The organism is Massilia sp. CFBP9026 (genome assembly GCF_034045165.1).
GTDB lineage: Bacteria > Pseudomonadota > Gammaproteobacteria > Burkholderiales > Burkholderiaceae_D > Telluria > Telluria arenae.
Window position 1 is genome coordinate 118179 of the sequence record NZ_JAXCWH010000002.1, and the last position, 16339, is coordinate 134517.

Below are 16339 nucleotides of genomic sequence, written 5' to 3' on the forward strand. Positions count from 1 at the left end.
TGAATTGAATGGAGGTAATATGAGCGATGACCACGCGATGGTCCCCGTGACCCTGGTGACGCCGGGCATGGTGCTCTCGGACGAGCTGCTGGACAATCAGGGCCTGGTAATGCTGGCCAAGGGCGCCGTCCTCAGCGAGGCGACCATCGCCTCGCTGCAGCGTCACCATATCGAGGCGGTGCCGGTGGCCCGCGTCGAAGCGCACCGCGCGCCGGACGAGGCGGCGGTCGTCGCCCGGCTCGATCACCTGTTCCGCAAGCACGATCTCGAGGGCGACAACGACTGGGCCGGCAAGCTGCTGCGCCGCTATGTCGAGGATTACCGCCTGGAACGGCAGGTGGCGCCATGACGACCACGTCAGCGATCACCTCCGAACAACTGGTCCAGGGCCTGGAAGACTTGCCCTCGCTGCCCGCCGTCGTGATGGAGCTGCTCGGCAGCATCGACCAGGAAGACGTCGACATCTCGGTGCTGGCCCGCAAAGTATCGGCCGACCAGGCGCTGACGGCGAAAACGCTGCGCCTGGCCAACTCGTCGGCCTTCGGGCTGCAGGTCAAGGCCACCACGATCCAGCAAGCCATGACCTATCTGGGATTCCAGGCCACGCGCAACCTGATCATGGCGGCGGCGATGACGGGTTGCTTCCCGAGCGGACGCTGCCCCAGCTTCGACGACAAGGCCTTCTGGCGCCTGTCGATCGCCACTGCTGCCTGCGCGCGGGTGCTGGCGCGCCATATGCGCTTCAACCAGGACGTGGCGTTCACGGCCGGCCTGCTGCACGGCATCGGCCGCCTGGTACTGGTGACGCGTTATCCCGAGCAGTACGATGCCGTGCTGCGCGAACGCAAGCGCCTCGATGGCGACCTGCTCGATACCGAACGGGCGATGCTGGGCGTCGACCACCTGCTGGCAGGCGCGGCGCTAGCCGAGCACTGGCAATTCTCGGGCACGATGCAACAGGCGATTGCCTTTTATCATGCGCCGGAAACGCCGGGAGCCGGCTTCCTGGCCACCATCGTCCATGTGGCCAACGCGGTGGCGCATGCGCTCGACCTGGCCGGCGATGCGGACGAACTGGTGCCCGCCGTGTCCAGCGTGGCCTGGACGGCGCTCGGTTTGTCTGAGGAAACATGGCTGCACGTGTTCCGCGAGACGGAACTGCAGTACGAGGAAATGACAGCCATCCTGATGGCCTAGGCCGCAGGACGGTGCACGATGAATCGATAGAAAACTAGTGCGTAGTGCGGCGCCGCTGCCGGAAGGCCAGCGTGGCGGCGCCGCAGCCCGCCAACACCGAAGGCATGACAGATGCGGCTGTCATGCCCACGGCATTAGTGCGCATAATTGCCGGAGGTCTTGTTCGACGCTTCGTTGGTCTGCGCGCCCTGGCCTTGCGGCTGGGCTTGCTGCTGGGCGGCAGCGGCGGCGGCCTGTGCAGCTTTCTCTTCTGGCTTCGGACGGCCCTGGGCATCCGACAGGCGGTATTTGGTGCGGCGGTCGCCCATCAGGTCGCGCAGGTCGCGGATGCTCATGCCGGTCACTTCGTGCATGCGGATCAGCAGCGAGGCGCCGACCGGCAGGCGGTGGTGGCGGATCTTGCTGATGACGGGCGGCGCCACTTCCAGCATGCGCGACAGGGCGGCGTCGTTTTTCAGCTGCATCTTGCCGAGCAGGATGTCCAACAGATGGTTCGGGTTGTAACTTTCCTGCGAAGATAGAGCGTGATGTTGTTGTGCCATGATAATTACCTCACGAGTTTGGTTAAAATAGTTCCCTTACGAACTTTTGTTAAAGACTACATTTCGTCAACATAAGTTCCCGGAACTTGTTCAGGGATTAAACAGCGCTAATCTGAACATTCCCTTAAGAATTCCGGCCCACAGTGCTCCATGTTTCTTTCCACATACGCACTTGTCTTTCAAACAAATTATCTGTCCTGTACGCTAGTGCGATGACGAACCGGCGCATGTGACTCCTTGTCAGAAATCAAGCTAACGTGTGGAAAGCTTGTCACGTTTGCATTTCAGCACATGGGGCTCAATTGTGGCGCACGCAAGAGATTTCTTGGATAAATTTTGTAAATCGGAATCCAGTCAGAAGTCATTGATTTACATAGAGAAACACTTCATGACATGAAGGATATGTGCCATGAATAATAAAGTATGTTCGCTAGCGGACATTTAACAATCTGAGTATAAATACAATTACTTTAGGTAAAGAAATTAACCATTCCTAGCGGCACTAAAATAGCCATCCCCGTGGCCAAACAGGGTCATTACCAAAGTACGGTAAACTGGCCTTGCCGATACCTTGTCGATGCCGCGCTCGCCCCCAACTAGCAACTCCATGCAAAAAAAAGTATTCATTAAAACCTTCGGCTGCCAGATGAACGAGTACGACTCGGACAAGATGGTCGATGTCCTTGGCGCCTCGGATGGACTGGTGCGTACCGACACGCCTGAAGACGCGGATGTGATCCTGTTTAATACCTGCTCGATCCGCGAAAAATCGCAAGAAAAAGTGTTCTCCGACTTGGGCCGTATCAAGGAACTCAAACGTAAGAAGCCAGAACTGGTCATCGGCGTCGGCGGCTGCGTCGCGTCGCAAGAAGGCGACGCCATCGTCAAGCGCGCACCCTACGTCGATGTGGTGTTCGGCCCGCAGACCCTGCACCGCCTGCCCCAGCTGATCCAGGACCGGCGCCAGTCGGGCAAGGCGCAGGTCGACATCAGTTTCCCCGAAATCGAGAAATTTGACTTCTTGCCTCCGGCTAAGGTCGAAGGCCCCATCGCGTATGTGTCGATCATGGAAGGCTGCAGCAAGTATTGCAGCTACTGCGTCGTGCCCTACACCCGCGGCGAGGAAGTCTCGCGCCGCTTCGAGGACGTGCTGACCGAAGTCGCCGGCCTGGCTGCCCAGGGTGTGAAGGAAATCATGTTGCTGGGCCAGAACGTGAACGCCTTCCGCGGCGCCATGGAAAGCGGAGAGACGGCCGACTTTGCCCTGCTGCTCGAATACATCGCCGAGATCCCCGGCATCGAACGGCTGCGCTTCGTCACCAGCCACCCGAAGGAATTCAGCCAGCGCCTGATCGACGCCTATGCGCGCATCCCGCAACTGGTCAGCCACCTGTACCTGCCGGTGCAGCACGGCTCCGACCGCGTGCTCAACGCCATGAAGCGCGGCTATACCGGCCTCGAATACAAGTCGATCATCCGCCGCCTGCGCGCGGTGCGCCCGGACATGACCTTCTCGTCCGACTTCATCGTCGGTTTCCCGGGCGAGACCGAGGCCGACTTCGAGGCTATGATGAAGCTGGTCGAGGACGTGAACTTCGATAATAGCTTCAGCTTTATCTTCAGCAAGCGCCCCGGCACGCCGGCCGCGAACCTCGAAGACGATACCCCGCACGAGGTCAAGCTGGCGCGCCTGCAGCGCCTGCAAGCCCTGATCGACCTGAACACCCGCAAGCACAGCGCCGCCATGGTCGGCACCGTGCAGCGGGTGCTGGTCGAAGGCGTCGCCAAGAAGGACGCCACCCAACTGCAGGGCCGCGCCGAGAACAACCGCGTGGTGCTGTTCCCGCTGGACGAGACAAATGCCTCGCTGATCGGCCAGCTGGCCGACGTGCGCATCGTCGCCAGCCACGATTACTATTTGCGCGGCGAACTCGTCGCCAACCTCGATACGATAGCCAAAGCCAGTTGAAAACACAGCCATCCCTGCCCTCGTACTTCATTCCCGAGCCGCTCGACAATACGCGGCTCGCCCACCTGTGCGGTCCGCTCGACGAAAACCTGCGCCAGATCTCGGCCGCGCTCGACGTCACGGTGTTCCGCCGCGGCGAGAAATTCATCGTCAGCGGCGCCAATGCCGGACGCGCCGTCGAATTGCTGGAACGCTTCTATGCGGTCGCCAACAAGGTCGTGCCGATCGAGGAGGTGCAACTGGCCCTGGTCGAGCAGCGCGCCGGCCTGAAGCCGCGCGCCGGGGCTGACGAAGCGCCGGCCGACAAGGCCGCCAATGCCGACGACAGCGGCAAAGACGCCGCCGCCGATGTGCCGGAAAGCCTCGAGAGCCCGATCCTCAAGACCCGCCGCAGCGACCTGCGCGGCCGCACGCCGCACCAGATCCAGTACCTGAACGCTGTGCTGAACCACGACATCAGCTTCGGCATCGGCCCGGCCGGCACCGGCAAGACCTACCTGGCCGTGGCCTGCGCCGTCGACGCCCTCGAGCGCGACGCCGTCAAGCGCATCATCCTGACCCGCCCGGCCGTCGAGGCCGGCGAGCGCCTCGGTTTCCTGCCGGGCGACCTGGCGCAAAAGGTCGATCCTTACCTGCGTCCGCTGTACGACGCGCTGTACGACCTGCTGGGCTTCGACCGTACCCAGAAACTGTTCGAAAAGCAGGTGATCGAGATCGCGCCGCTGGCCTATATGCGTGGCCGCACCCTGAACCACGCCTTCGTGATCCTGGACGAAGCCCAGAACACGACCGTCGAGCAGATGAAGATGTTCCTGACCCGGATCGGCTTCGGCAGCAAGGCCGTCGTCACCGGCGACGTGACCCAGGTCGACCTGCACAAGACCCAGCGCAGCGGCCTGGTCGACGCCATGCACGTGCTGAAGGACGTGCGCGGCATCGAATTCACCCAGTTTTCGAGCGCCGACGTGGTGCGTCACCCGCTGGTGGCGCGCATTATCGACGCGTATGACAAAGACATGTCCGTCCAGGAACTGGGCGCCCTCCCCAAACCGACCCCGGTGAAACATGCAAGAAAAAAAACATCCCCTTGAACTGGAAGTCCAGTTCGCCGATACCCGCCTCGAAGGCGAGATCACCGAAGCCAAGCTGCAGCGCTGGGTCGAGGAATCCCTGCTCGGCCCGGCCGAGCTGACCATCCGTTTCGTCAATGCCGAGGAAGGCCAGGCCCTGAACAAGGCCTACCGCGGCAAGGACTACGCCACCAATGTCCTCACCTTCGCCTATAACGAAGAAGAGGAACTGGGCGAGGACGACCCGACCCAGGCCGACATCGTGCTGTGCACCGACGTGCTGCAGCGCGAGGCCGAGGAGCAAGGCAAGACGGTCGAGGAACACACGGCCCACCTGGTCGTGCACGGCGTGCTGCACGCCCAGGGCTGGGACCACGAAAACGAGGATGACGCCGAAGAAATGGAGCAGTTCGAGCGCGACATCATGGAGGTGCTGGGCTTCCCGGATCCGTACGCGGATTGAGCCAGGCGAACGGGTGCGCACTCGTGTAAATACTGGTCGCACCCCTATTTGGTGTATCCTACACCCCATTGCAACAACGGCTTCCCGCCAACTATGCCCGAGTATCCCAGTGACGTCCGACCGGACGCCAAACCCCACAGGTCACTGCTTGAACGGCTGACCGCCTTCATCTCCCCCGAGCCCGAAAATCGCGCAGAGCTCCTCGAAGTGCTGCACGACGCCCACGAACGCAACCTCCTCGATGCCGATGCGCTGTCGATGATCGAGGGCGTGTTCCAGGTTTCCGACCTGTCGGCGCGCGACATCATGGTTCCCCGTTCCCAAATGGACGTGATCGACATCACGAAACCGATCGAGGAATGGATGCCCAACGTGCTCGAAACCGCCCACTCGCGCTTCCCCGCCATCGAAGGCGAGCGCGACAAGGTGGTCGGCATCCTGCTGGCCAAGGATTTGCTGCGTTATTACGCTGAAGAATCTTTCGACGTGCGCACCAAACTGCGCCCGGCGGTCTTCATTCCCGAATCGAAGCGCCTGAACGTGCTGCTGCGCGACTTCCGCGCCAACCACAATCACATGGCGATCGTGGTCGACGAGTATTCCGGCGTGGCCGGCCTGATCACGATCGAAGACGTGCTCGAGCAGATCGTCGGCGACATCGAGGACGAATACGATTTCGATGAAGAAGAAGACAACATCATCTCGATCCGCGAAGGCCAGCACGGCCCGCGCTGGCGCATCAAGGCGCTGACCGAGATCGAGCAGTTCAACGAGGAACTCGGCACCGAGCTGCCGGACGACGAAGTCGATACCATCGGCGGCCTGATCGCCAGCCACCTGGGCCATATGCCGCACAAGGGCGAAGTGGTCGACCTGCACGGCCTGCGCTTCGAAATCCTGCGCGCCGATGCGCGCCAGATCCACGTCCTGCTGGTCGAACAGTTGCCATCGGTCGAAGACGAACGCGATTGATGCTGCGCCGTCGGACCACCGTTACCACAGCACCTGACCCGGCGCTGCGCGGCACGCGTCCGTCGGCGCTGCTGCTGCTCATCGCCGCGCTGGCCGGCGGTTCTTCCATCCTGTCGTTCCAGCCCTTCGGCTGGTGGCCGCTGCAATTCCTGTCGCTGGCCTGGCTGTTCTACCAGGTTGGGTTGAAGAGTTCGGTCAAGCGCGCGACGCTGATCGGCTGGGCCTTCGGCTTCGGCTGGTCGGTCGCCGGCATGCACTGGCTGTCCGTCCTCATGACCCGCTTCGCCCACCTGCCGATACTGCTGGCGGTGGTGGCGATCGTCCTGCTCGGCCTGTACATGGGCCTGTTCGCCGCCTTCACCGCCGGCGTCGCGACCTGGCTGCGCAAGCGCTGGTCGCTGCCGGTGGCCGCTTTCCTGCTGCTGGTGCTGCCCACGCTGTGGGGTGTGTCCGAATGGCTGCGCGGCTGGGTGTTTACGGGCTTCCCCTGGGCCTCGTCGGGCTATGCCCACGACCTGGCGCCGCTGGCCGGCTTCGCGCCGCTGATCGGCGTGTACGGCCTCGGCATCCTGGCCGGCGTCGGCGCCGGCTGCATCGCGATGCTGACCCAGCGCGCACGCTGGCCGGCGATCGGCCTGCTGGCGGGCTTGCTGCTGGTGGGCGCCGGCCTGCGCACGGTCGAGTGGACCCAGGAAACAGGCCAGCCGATCACCGTGCGCCTGCTGCAAGGCAATATCCCGCAAGACAGGAAATTCGATATGGAATTCCTGACCAGCATCGTCACGCGCTACCAGGCCATGATCACGGCGGCCCCGGCCGACCTGATCGCCACGCCTGAAACCGCCCTGCCCGTCTTCCCGCACAATCTGCCGGACGGCTACCTGGACGGCCTGCAGCGTTTCGCCACCAGCACCGGCAGCACGCTGGCGATCGGCCTGCCGCTGTTCGACAGTCCGGAAAAATACGGCAACAGCCTGATCGCGATGAGCCCCGAGCCCAAGCCCTACCGCTACGACAAGGCGCACCTGGTGCCGTTCGGCGAATTCATCCCGCCGGGCTTCCGCTGGTTCACCGACATGATGAACATCCCGCTGAGCGACGCCACCCGCGGCGCCGCGCTGCAGGCCCCGTTCGCGGTGAAAGACCAGTGGGTGCTGCCGAATATCTGCTACGAAGACGTGTTCGGCGAAGAGATCGCCTACCAGCTGCGCAATGCGCAGCACCCGGCGACCCTGCTGCTGAACGTGTCGAACCTGTCGTGGTACGGCCAGTCGGTGGCCATCCCGCAGCACCTGCAGATCTCGCGCATGCGCACCCTGGAGACGGGCCGCCCGATGCTGCGTTCGACCAACGACGGCGCCACCGCCGTGATCGACCACCGCGGCAATATCACGCAAGTGCTGCCGTTCTATACCGACGGCGTCCTGAGCGCGACCGTACGCGGCGCGAGCGGCATGACGCCGTTCATCCGGCTTGGCAGCGCGGCTTTCCTGATGCTGGGAGGCCTGATGCTGCTCGGCGCGTGGTTTGCGGGCCGTCGTTATCGCAAGCGACCGGCCACGTAACGAATCGTCGGGTTAAATCGCCCCCCTGATGGGCGCAAAAATTCAGTAGAATTAGTCATTTGGCAAACATACCGTGTTCGCGGCCCACTAGCCCCGTCCCATTCGAGATGCTCACATTCCAACAAATCATCCTCACCCTGCAGTCCTACTGGGACAAGCAGGGCTGCGCACTGCTCCAGCCCTACGACATGGAAGTCGGCGCGGGCACCTTCCACACTGGCACCTTCCTGCGTGCGATCGGCCCTGAGCCGTGGCGCGCCGCCTATGTGCAGCCGTCGCGCCGCCCGAAGGATGGCCGCTATGGCGAGAATCCGAACCGCCTGCAGCACTACTACCAGTTCCAGGTGGCCTTAAAGCCCGCGCCCGAGAACATCCTCGATCTGTACCTCGGCTCGCTCGAGGCGCTGGGACTTGACCTCAAGAAGAATGACGTGCGTTTCGTCGAGGACGACTGGGAAAGCCCGACCCTGGGCGCCTGGGGCCTCGGCTGGGAAGTCTGGCTGAACGGCATGGAAGTCACCCAGTTCACCTACTTCCAGCAAGTCGGCGGCCTCGATTGCAAGCCGGTTCTGGGCGAGATCACCTATGGCATCGAGCGCCTGGCCATGTACCTGCAGGGCGTCGAGAACGTGTACGACCTGGTGTGGACCGAGTGGGAAGAAGGCGGCGTTAAAAAGAAGCTCTCCTACGGCGACGTCTTCCACCAGAACGAGGTCGAACAATCGACCTACAACTTCGAGCATTCGAACACCGAGATCCTGTTCCAGGCTTTCAATAACCACGAATCCGAAGCCAAGCGCCTGGTCGAGCTGCAACTGACCCTGCCTGCCTACGAGCAGATCATGAAGGCCTCGCACAGCTTCAACCTGCTGGACGCGCGCGGCGCGATCTCGGTGACCGAGCGCGCCGCCTATATCGGCCGCGTGCGCACCCTGTCGCGCCTGGTGGCGCAAGCCTATTACGATTCGCGCGAGAAGCTGGGCTTCCCGATGGTTGCGGCCGGCGAGGCCCAAACTAATCAAGAACAAGCGGCTTGAAAAGAACAGAACAGACCATGAACCAAACACTCCTCGTCGAACTGCAGACCGAAGAACTGCCGCCGAAGGCGCTCGTCAAGCTGGGCGCGGCCTTTGCCGCCGGCATCTCGAACGGCCTGAAGGCCCGCGACTTCCTGGAAGCCGATAGCAGCGTCACCACCCACGCCACCCCGCGCCGCCTGGCCGTCACGATCACGAACGTGCGCGACACCTCGCCCGACAAATCGATCCGCGAGAAGGTGCTGCCTGTCTCCGTGGCCCTCGATAAGGAAGGCAATCCAAGCGCGCCGCTGACCAAGAAACTGGCCGCGCTGGGCTTCCCCGACCTGAACGTCGACCAGCTCGAACGCGCCCAGGACGGCAAGGCCGAAAGCTTCTTCTACACCTATACGGCCGCCGGCAGCGCCCTGGCTGGCGCCCTGCAGGACGTGCTGGCCGAGACGGTGGCCAAGCTGCCGATCCCGAAGGTCATGAGCTACCAGCGCCCGAGCGGCGACACGGTGCAGTTCGTGCGTCCGGTGCACCTTTTGATCGCGCTGCATGGCGACCAGGTGCTGCCGCTGTCCCTGCTGGGCCTGGCCGCCGGCCGCACCACGATGGGCCACCGCTTCCTGTCGCACGGCGGTCCGATCACGATCGGGCACGCGAACGACTACGCGCAAGTGCTGGAGAACGAAGGCAAGGTCTTGTCGTCGGCCGCAGCGCGCAAGGAAAGCATCCGCACCCAGCTGCTCGAGAAAGCCGGCGCCGACCAGGTGCTGATGCCCGAATCGCTGCTGGACGAAGTGGCGGCCCTGGTCGAATGGCCGGTGGTCTATGAATGCCGCTTCGAGGAAGAATTCCTGGCCGTGCCGCAGGAATGCCTGATCCTCACCATGCAGACCAACCAGAAATACTTCGCGCTGACCGATAGCGACGGCAAGCTGCGTTCGCGCTTCCTGATCGTGTCGAATATCGCGACCGATGCGCCCGAGTCCATCATCGGCGGCAACGAGCGCGTGGTGCGTCCGCGCCTGTCGGACGCCAAGTTCTTTTTCGAGCAGGACAAGAAAAAAACGCTGGAGTCGCGCCTGCCCCAACTGGCCAACGTGGTCTACCACAACAAGCTGGGTTCGCAGGTCGAGCGCAGCGAGCGCGTCACCAAGCTGGCGACCTATATCGCCACCCGCCTGGGCTTCGATGCGGCGCTGGCCGAGCGCGGCGCGCGCCTGTCCAAGGCCGACCTGCTGACCGACATGGTCGGCGAGTTCCCCGAGCTGCAAGGCATCATGGGTACGTATTACGCGCGCCATGATGGCGAGCATGACGAGGTCGCGCGCGCGGCATCCGAACACTACCAGCCGCGCTTCGCCGGCGATGCCCTGCCGGCCACCAATACCGGCCTGGCGGTCGCCCTGGCCGACAAGCTGGAAACCCTGGTCGGCATCTGGGCCATCGGCCTGCAGCCGACCGGCGAGAAGGATCCGTTCGCGCTGCGCCGCCACGCGCTGGGCATCGTGCGCATGCTGGTCGAGAAGCGCCTGCCGCTCTCGATCGCCGACATGCTGGCCGATGCGATGACCACGTTCGCCGACGAACCGGCGCGCTTTGACTCGCTGCGGGATCCGCGCGTCGAAGTCACCACCTTCCTGCTCGACCGCCTGCGCAGCATGCTGCGCGAGCGTGGTTTCTCGCCGAACGAGGTCGAGGCGGTGCTGGCCCAGAACCCGGACCGCGTCGACGACGTGGTGCAGCGCCTGGAAGCGGTGCAGGCCTTCGCGGCGCTGCCCGAGGCAGCCTCGCTGGCCGCCGCCAACAAGCGCATCACCAATATCCTCAAGAAGAACGAGGAAGCGATGCCGAAGGATGCCGCGGTCGACCCTGGCCTGCTGCAGGACCAGGCCGAGAAGGACCTGGCGGCCGCCGTCACCCGCGTGCAGCCGGAAGTCGATGCGGCCTTCGCCGCGGGCGACTTCAGCGGCACGCTCAAGACCCTGGCCCAGCTGCGCGACCAGGTCGACGCCTTCTTCAACGACGTGATGGTGATGGCCGACGACGTCAAGCTGCGCAACAACCGCCTGGCCCTGCTGGCGGTCTTGCACGGCATGATGAACCGCGTGGCCGACATCTCGAAGCTGGCGGCATAAGATGGGCCACGAGCGAGCCAAGGAAGAACGGACGATGAAGCTCATCATCCTCGACCGCGATGGCGTGATCAACCACGATTCGCCGGACTTCATCAAGTCGCCGGCGGAGTGGACCCCGATTCCCGGCTCGCTCGAGGCGATCGCCCGCCTGAACCAGGCGGGCTACCGGGTCGTGATCGCGACCAACCAGTCAGGCATCGCGCGCGGCCTGTTCGACATCGCGACCCTGAACGCCATCCACGCCAAGCTGCATGCGGCGGCCCAGCTGGTGGGGGCCGACATCGACGCCATCTTCTTCTGCCCGCACGCGGCGATCGACGGCTGCGATTGCCGCAAGCCCAAGTCGGGCATGTTCGAAGAGATCGGCAAGCGTTTCAAGGTCAATCTCAAGGGCGTGCCCACCGTGGGCGACTCGCTGCGCGACCTGCAGGCAGGCTTCAACCGCGGCTGCACGCCCTACCTGGTGCTGACCGGGAAAGGCGAGAAGACCCAGGCCACCGGCGGCCTGCCGCCCGGCACCCAGGTGTTCCTGGACCTGGCGTCGATGGTCGCTGCATTCCTCAAGCCGGGGGCTACTGGTGCAAGCGGCCCACAAGCTGCATAATCATAAAAAAGCCATCATAAAAAAGTAGTCCTGCACTATCCAGAACCAGATCGATTTGTCCGGAGCCCCTTTGCGTAACTTCAGTTTGTTCCTGCGTTCCCTGCTGTTCACGGTCGTCATGATCGTCGCCACCGTCATCTGGGCCTGCCTCTGCTTCCTGGCGGCGCCGCTGTCGTACAACAAGCGCTTCTGGTTCACCTCGCGCTGGAACGTCTTCATCATCTGGTGTGCGCGCGTCATCTGCGGCATCCGCTACGAATTCAAGGGCTACGACAACCTGCCCGACGCGCCGGCCATCGTGCTCTCGAAGCACCAGTCGGCATGGGAAACGATCTTCCTGCTGCCCAATCTCACGCGGCCGCTGGTCTACGTCTTCAAGAAGGAAATCCTGTACATCCCCTTCTTCGGCTGGGCCATGGGCTTGCTGCGCATGATCCCGATCGACCGCAAGCAGGGCAAGAACGCTTTCAGTTCGGTCGTGCGCCACGGGAAGCGCCGCCTGGCCGACGGCCAGTGGATCATCATGTTCCCCGAAGGCACCCGCATCCCGGTCGGCCAGAAGGGCAAGTACAAGAGCGGCGGCACGCGCCTGGCTGTGGAAACCCAAGCGGTGGTGGTGCCGATCGCGCATAATTCGGGCGAGTGCTGGCCCAAGAATTCATTCATCAAACGGCCCGGATTGATCACGGTCTCGATCGGCAAGCCGATCTCGCCCGAAGGCCATACCCCCGACAGCCTGATGGCAGAGGTAGAAAATTGGATAGAATCCGAAATGCGCGTCATTTCGCCCCACGCCTACAAAGGTGGTTGAGCGACGTCAGCGCCCAGATTCGTGAGTCGAGGCCACAGACCATGGCCTCGGCGAAGGTCGACGGCCACCAGCTGGAATTGTTCGCGCAAGAATTCTTCGCGGCGCTGAGGCCTTCCGACAGGCCTCTCCCGCCCGCGCAGCCGCTGTTCAAGGCGCCGCCGGCGCCGCCCCGCATCAAGCTTCCCTCGCCGCCCGTCGGCCCGCAAGACCCTCCCCTGAAACGCATCGTCCTCGGCCACCACACCATCGAGTACGCCCTGCGCCGCTCGTCGCGGCGTTCGATCGGCTTCACGATCGACGACGACGGCCTGCGCGTGACGGCGCCGCGCCGCGTGACGCTCGAAGAGATCGACAACGCGCTGCGCGCCAAGCAGCGCTGGATCGTCGCCAAGCTGCTCGAACGGGGAGAGCGGCGCGACCAGCGCCAGCAGCGCCAGCCGGTCGAATGGAAGGATGGCGCGCGCCTGCCCTACCTGGGCGGCGACATCGTGCTGCGCCTCGAAGATGCGGCGCGCAGCCACTGCCGGTTCGACGCCGCCAGCAATGAACTATGGATCGGCGTGGTGCCGGGGCTGTCCGAATGGCAGCTCAAGGAAAGAGTGAAGCTCTGGTTCCAGGCCGAGGCCAAGCGCCTGTTCCGCGAGCGCCTGGACCATTTCGCGCCGCAGCTGGGCGTGAATTACAGCAGCTTCACGCTGTCGTCGGCCGGCTCGCGCTGGGGTTCGTGCACGGTGGGCGGCAGCATTCGCCTCAACTGGCGCCTGATCCACTATCCGCTGGCGCTGATCGACTACGTGGTGGCGCACGAACTGGCCCACCTGCGCGAGATGAACCACAGCCCGGCGTTCTGGGCCACGGTGGCCGAGGTGTATCCGGATTACGACGGCGCACGCCTGGCGCTGCGCCGCCGCTCGCACGAGATGCCGGTGTTGTTCGAGGAGTGAGCCGAATATTCGTGCGGGCGGGCTAAATGAGGTTCCCGCCTGCGCGGGAACGACGTTTCAAGCGTGAGGGTGCAGGCGAACAGCCGTAGTCCGCTACCGCTCCACGTCGTTCCCGCCCTCGCCGGGCGCCTTGGCGGGAACCTAAGTCTGCTCGCCAGCCACCAGCACCAATCAGCGCAATGCCAACTCGTGCCGCGCCGCCGCCAGCTCGCGCATGGTGGCAACCTGGCCCTCGGACAGGCAACGGAAGGGAATCGGCAAGGTGCCGCGCTTGAGCACCATCATGAAACCGCGCGAATAAGTGCGCACGGCGGCCACGTCGTCCCAGTCGATCAGGGTCACGCCGCCGCTGGTGCGCACGATGCCGTGTTCGTCGATGGTGAATTCATAGGTGCGCCGCCCGCGTCCGAGCAGGACGAAGTTCAGGGCCGCGCTGAAGGTGCTTTTCAGGCGGAGCAGCAGGCTGGCCGGCCAGCGCACGCGCCGGCGGCGGATCAGGAAGCCGCCATGCTGCCACATGAAACTGGTGTACTCGCGCAACGAATAGCGCACGAAAAAGTGCAGCGCATCCAGAGGAAGCGCGGCGTCGGCGCGCGGCGGCGCCGGGACTTCGGTCGGTGCTGCGGTCATGATGGCCTCCAGCGCCTCTGCCGCCTGTTCCTGGACCAGTACAGCCACGGGCTTTCCATTACCGACTGGTCTCGGGCGATTCAACGACAACATGGCGCATCCCCTTTTGTTTTGTACCGTGCAGTTTTGAATGGTAACAAAACCTACCGGATATGCCGTTGCACGAGTTCAACAGTGCGCAGGGTCGCCCCGCGGTGGCGGCGGGCGAAGGCCAGCGCCTTTTCCCCCATTGCCACCCGCGCCGCGCCGTCGCCCAGCAGGCGCGCGGCCGCCGCCACCAGGGCGTCGGCGTCAGGCACCCGCAGCGCGGCGCCGTCGCCCACCGCCTCATTGGTGGCGTCGAGGAAGTTGAAGGTGTGCTCGCCCACCAGCACCGACTTGCCGAGTGCGCAGGCTTCGATCAGGTTCTGGCCGCCCAGCGGCAGCAGGCTGCCGCCGATATAGGCGCAATCGCAGGCCGCGTAATAGGCGAACATCTCGCCCATCGAGTCGCCCAGCAGCACGTTGGCGCCGTCCACGCCATGGTCGAGATCGAGCTGCGAACGGCGCGCCAATGTGAGTCCGCGCGCCGCGGCCAGCTCCGCAACCTCGTCGAAGCGCTGCGGATGGCGCGGCACGAGCGCCAAGAGCGCGCCGGACGGCTTGCCAGGCATCCGCTGCCAGGCGTCGAGGATCAGCGCCTCCTCGCCCTCGCGGGTGCTGGCGCACAGGAATACCGGCCGTTCGGGGCCGCCGGAACGGATGCGGCTGCGTAGCCAGTCGCCCTTCTCCAGCGCCGCCGGCGGCGGCGTCACGTCGAACTTGACGCTGCCGGTAACCACCACGTTCGGCGCGCCGAGCGAGCGGATACGCTCGGCATCGAGCTCGGTCTGGGCCGCGACCAGGGTGAAGCCGCGCGCCGCTTCCAGCATCACGGCGCCCGCCTTGCGGCCGCGCTTGAGGGATTTTTCGGACAGGCGGGCATTGGCCAGCACCACAGGGATGTCCAATCGCGTGCAGGCGTGGATCAGGTTCGGCCAGACCTCGGTCTCCATCAGGATGCAGGCGCGCGGCCGGTGGCGGCGCAGGAAGCGCCGCGTCATCGCGCCCGTGTCGTACGGCAGATAGCTTTGCACCACGCGTTCGCCATGGTGCGCGAACAGGGATTTGCCGGTGGCGCGCCCGGTCGGCGTCATATGGGTCAGCAGGATGCGGCAGTCGGGATAGGCCGCCAGCAGCGCATCGACCACCGGTTCGGCGGCGCGCGTCTCGCCCACCGAGACGGCGTGCACCATGATGGTGGGCCGTTCGCCCGGCGCCGGGCCGTCCAGGGCCAGTCGTTCGCCCCAGTGCGCGCGATAGCCCGGCTCCTTGCGTCCACGCCACCACAGGCGCCCCAGCACGGCCGGCATGGCCACCCACCACAGGGCGGAGTACAGCGTGCGGTTCATGCCGCGGCCAGCAGGCGGCGCGCGGCCGCCACCACCTCGTCGACGGACGGCGGCGTGCCCAGCTCGCCCAGGTTGACGATGCGCTCGGACCAGTTGCCCTCGGTCTTCCACTTCGGCGAATCGCAATAGATCTCGATCGTCGGCCGCACGAAGGCGGCGGCGATGTGGGTCAGGCCGGTGTCGACGCCGACCGCGAGCCGCGCATGCTGGGCCAGGGTCACGGCGTCCATCATCGACAGTCTGGGCAGCACGCGCGCGTTCGGGATGCCGGCGGCCAGCGCTTCGGCATCGACGCGTTCGGCCTCGGAACCCCAGGGCAGCAGCACCGGCATCGGCGCCAGCGCCTTGCCGAGCGCGATCCAGTTGGCGTCCGCCCACTTCTTGGCGGCGCGCGCCGTACCGTGGAAGAACACCGCGTAGTCTTGCTGCGGCAGGAAGGCGGGACGCGCCGACGCATCGGGCGCCGGCAGGCCGAAGTCGGGCGCCGTATCGACCGGATAGTCGAGCGCCGCGCCGGCCACCAGCCGGCCGCGCGCCACCGCATGGGTGCGCGGGCTCAGGGGAATGCTGTCAGTGTGGAAGATGCGCGAGATGCCTTCATAGCCCGAGCCTTCGCTGCCGTTGGCCAGGCCGATCTTTTTTCCACCCTTACGAACCCTGGCCGCGCCCATGATGATGCCGGTCTTGAGCAGACCCTGGGTATCGAACACATAGTCGTATTCTTCCTCGCGCAGGGTGCGAAAGAAGGCGCGGATCTCGGCGCGGGTCCCGGCCTTGCCCAGGCTCTTGCGCCAGCGCCGCAGCGCCCACGGGATCACCTTGCGCACGTGCGGATTCAGGCGCACCAGGCTGACGTAGCCCTCTTCGACCACCCAGTCGACCGTGGCGCCCGGATGGCGGCGCAGCAGGTCGGCCACCATCGGCAGGTTGTGCAGCACGTCGCCCAGGGACGACACCCGCACCAGCAGGATCTTCAAGC

16 protein-coding genes are annotated in these 16339 nt (G+C 64.6%); 12 read left to right on the top strand and 4 right to left on the bottom strand.

The window, feature by feature from the left end; translation table 11 throughout:
• Window positions 1–19 precede the first annotated feature (19 nt).
• Together SOM28_RS04655 and SOM28_RS04660 are read left to right on the top strand one after the other, a co-directional pair.
• On the top strand, window positions 20–349 hold the full coding sequence (locus SOM28_RS04655) for a hypothetical protein (RefSeq protein ID WP_320467386.1): 330 nt from the start codon (window positions 20–22) through the stop codon (window positions 347–349).
• A complete protein-coding gene (locus SOM28_RS04660) occupies window positions 346–1197 on the top strand; it encodes an HDOD domain-containing protein (protein ID WP_123072044.1) in 852 nt (283 codons plus the stop codon). Before SOM28_RS04655 ends, SOM28_RS04660 begins: the two co-directional genes overlap by 4 nt.
• Window positions 1198–1331: 134 nt before the next feature.
• Here SOM28_RS04660 and SOM28_RS04665 read toward each other — a convergent pair whose 3' ends face one another.
• Window positions 1332–1739: a hypothetical protein gene (locus tag SOM28_RS04665; RefSeq protein ID WP_109346351.1), complete on the bottom strand. Its 408-nt coding sequence runs from the start codon at window positions 1737–1739 to the stop codon at window positions 1332–1334.
• 607 nt (window positions 1740–2346) lie between these two features.
• Here SOM28_RS04665 and miaB point away from each other — a divergent pair.
• The 10 genes from miaB (at window position 2347) to SOM28_RS04715 (ending at window position 13300) form a co-directional block, all read left to right on the top strand.
• The gene (gene miaB / locus SOM28_RS04670; protein WP_123072043.1) at window positions 2347–3708 is read left to right on the top strand and encodes a tRNA (N6-isopentenyl adenosine(37)-C2)-methylthiotransferase MiaB; all 1362 of its coding nucleotides are present in this window, start codon (window positions 2347–2349) and stop codon (window positions 3706–3708) included.
• Entirely contained in the window at window positions 3705–4799 is a 1095-nt protein-coding gene (locus SOM28_RS04675; protein ID WP_320467387.1) for a PhoH family protein, read from the top strand. Before miaB ends, SOM28_RS04675 begins: the two co-directional genes overlap by 4 nt.
• Entirely contained in the window at window positions 4774–5241 is a 468-nt protein-coding gene (gene ybeY / locus SOM28_RS04680; RefSeq protein ID WP_123072041.1) for an rRNA maturation RNase YbeY, read from the top strand. The genes SOM28_RS04675 and ybeY overlap by 26 nt, the downstream gene beginning before the upstream one ends.
• A gap of 93 nt (window positions 5242–5334) precedes the next feature.
• Window positions 5335–6213 carry a CorC family transporter gene (locus SOM28_RS04685; RefSeq protein ID WP_123072040.1) on the top strand — a complete coding sequence of 293 codons (879 nt, stop codon included), beginning with the start codon at window positions 5335–5337 and terminating at the stop codon, window positions 6211–6213.
• Entirely contained in the window at window positions 6213–7778 is a 1566-nt protein-coding gene (gene lnt / locus SOM28_RS04690; protein ID WP_320467388.1) for an apolipoprotein N-acyltransferase, read from the top strand. The genes SOM28_RS04685 and lnt overlap by 1 nt, the downstream gene beginning before the upstream one ends.
• 107 nt (window positions 7779–7885) lie before the next feature.
• Complete coding sequence (gene glyQ / locus SOM28_RS04695; protein WP_123072038.1) at window positions 7886–8815, top strand: glycine--tRNA ligase subunit alpha; 930 nt, start codon at window positions 7886–7888, stop codon at window positions 8813–8815.
• A gap of 17 nt (window positions 8816–8832) precedes the next feature.
• A complete protein-coding gene (gene glyS, locus SOM28_RS04700; RefSeq protein ID WP_320467389.1) occupies window positions 8833–10941 on the top strand; it encodes a glycine--tRNA ligase subunit beta in 2109 nt (702 codons plus the stop codon).
• Window positions 10942–10975: 34 nt separating this feature from the next.
• On the top strand, window positions 10976–11545 hold the full coding sequence (gmhB, locus tag SOM28_RS04705; protein WP_320467390.1) for a D-glycero-beta-D-manno-heptose 1,7-bisphosphate 7-phosphatase: 570 nt from the start codon (window positions 10976–10978) through the stop codon (window positions 11543–11545).
• A 70-nt stretch (window positions 11546–11615) separates the two neighbouring features.
• Window positions 11616–12356 carry a lysophospholipid acyltransferase family protein gene (locus SOM28_RS04710; protein ID WP_123072036.1) on the top strand — a complete coding sequence of 247 codons (741 nt, stop codon included), beginning with the start codon at window positions 11616–11618 and terminating at the stop codon, window positions 12354–12356.
• 41 nt (window positions 12357–12397) lie between these two features.
• Window positions 12398–13300 carry a M48 family metallopeptidase gene (locus SOM28_RS04715; protein WP_123072035.1) on the top strand — a complete coding sequence of 301 codons (903 nt, stop codon included), beginning with the start codon at window positions 12398–12400 and terminating at the stop codon, window positions 13298–13300.
• Between the two features lie 171 nt (window positions 13301–13471).
• Here SOM28_RS04715 and SOM28_RS04720 read toward each other — a convergent pair whose 3' ends face one another.
• The 3 genes from SOM28_RS04720 to waaC form a co-directional block, all read right to left on the bottom strand.
• Window positions 13472–13978, bottom strand: coding sequence for a YcxB family protein (locus SOM28_RS04720; RefSeq protein WP_320467391.1), 507 nt, complete (start codon window positions 13976–13978; stop codon window positions 13472–13474).
• Between the two features lie 95 nt (window positions 13979–14073).
• Entirely contained in the window at window positions 14074–15360 is a 1287-nt protein-coding gene (gene waaA, locus SOM28_RS04725; protein ID WP_320467392.1) for a lipid IV(A) 3-deoxy-D-manno-octulosonic acid transferase, read from the bottom strand.
• A complete protein-coding gene (waaC, locus tag SOM28_RS04730; protein WP_320467393.1) occupies window positions 15357–16337 on the bottom strand; it encodes a lipopolysaccharide heptosyltransferase I in 981 nt (326 codons plus the stop codon). Before waaC ends, waaA begins: the two co-directional genes overlap by 4 nt.
• Between the last annotated feature and the right edge of the window lie 2 nt (window positions 16338–16339).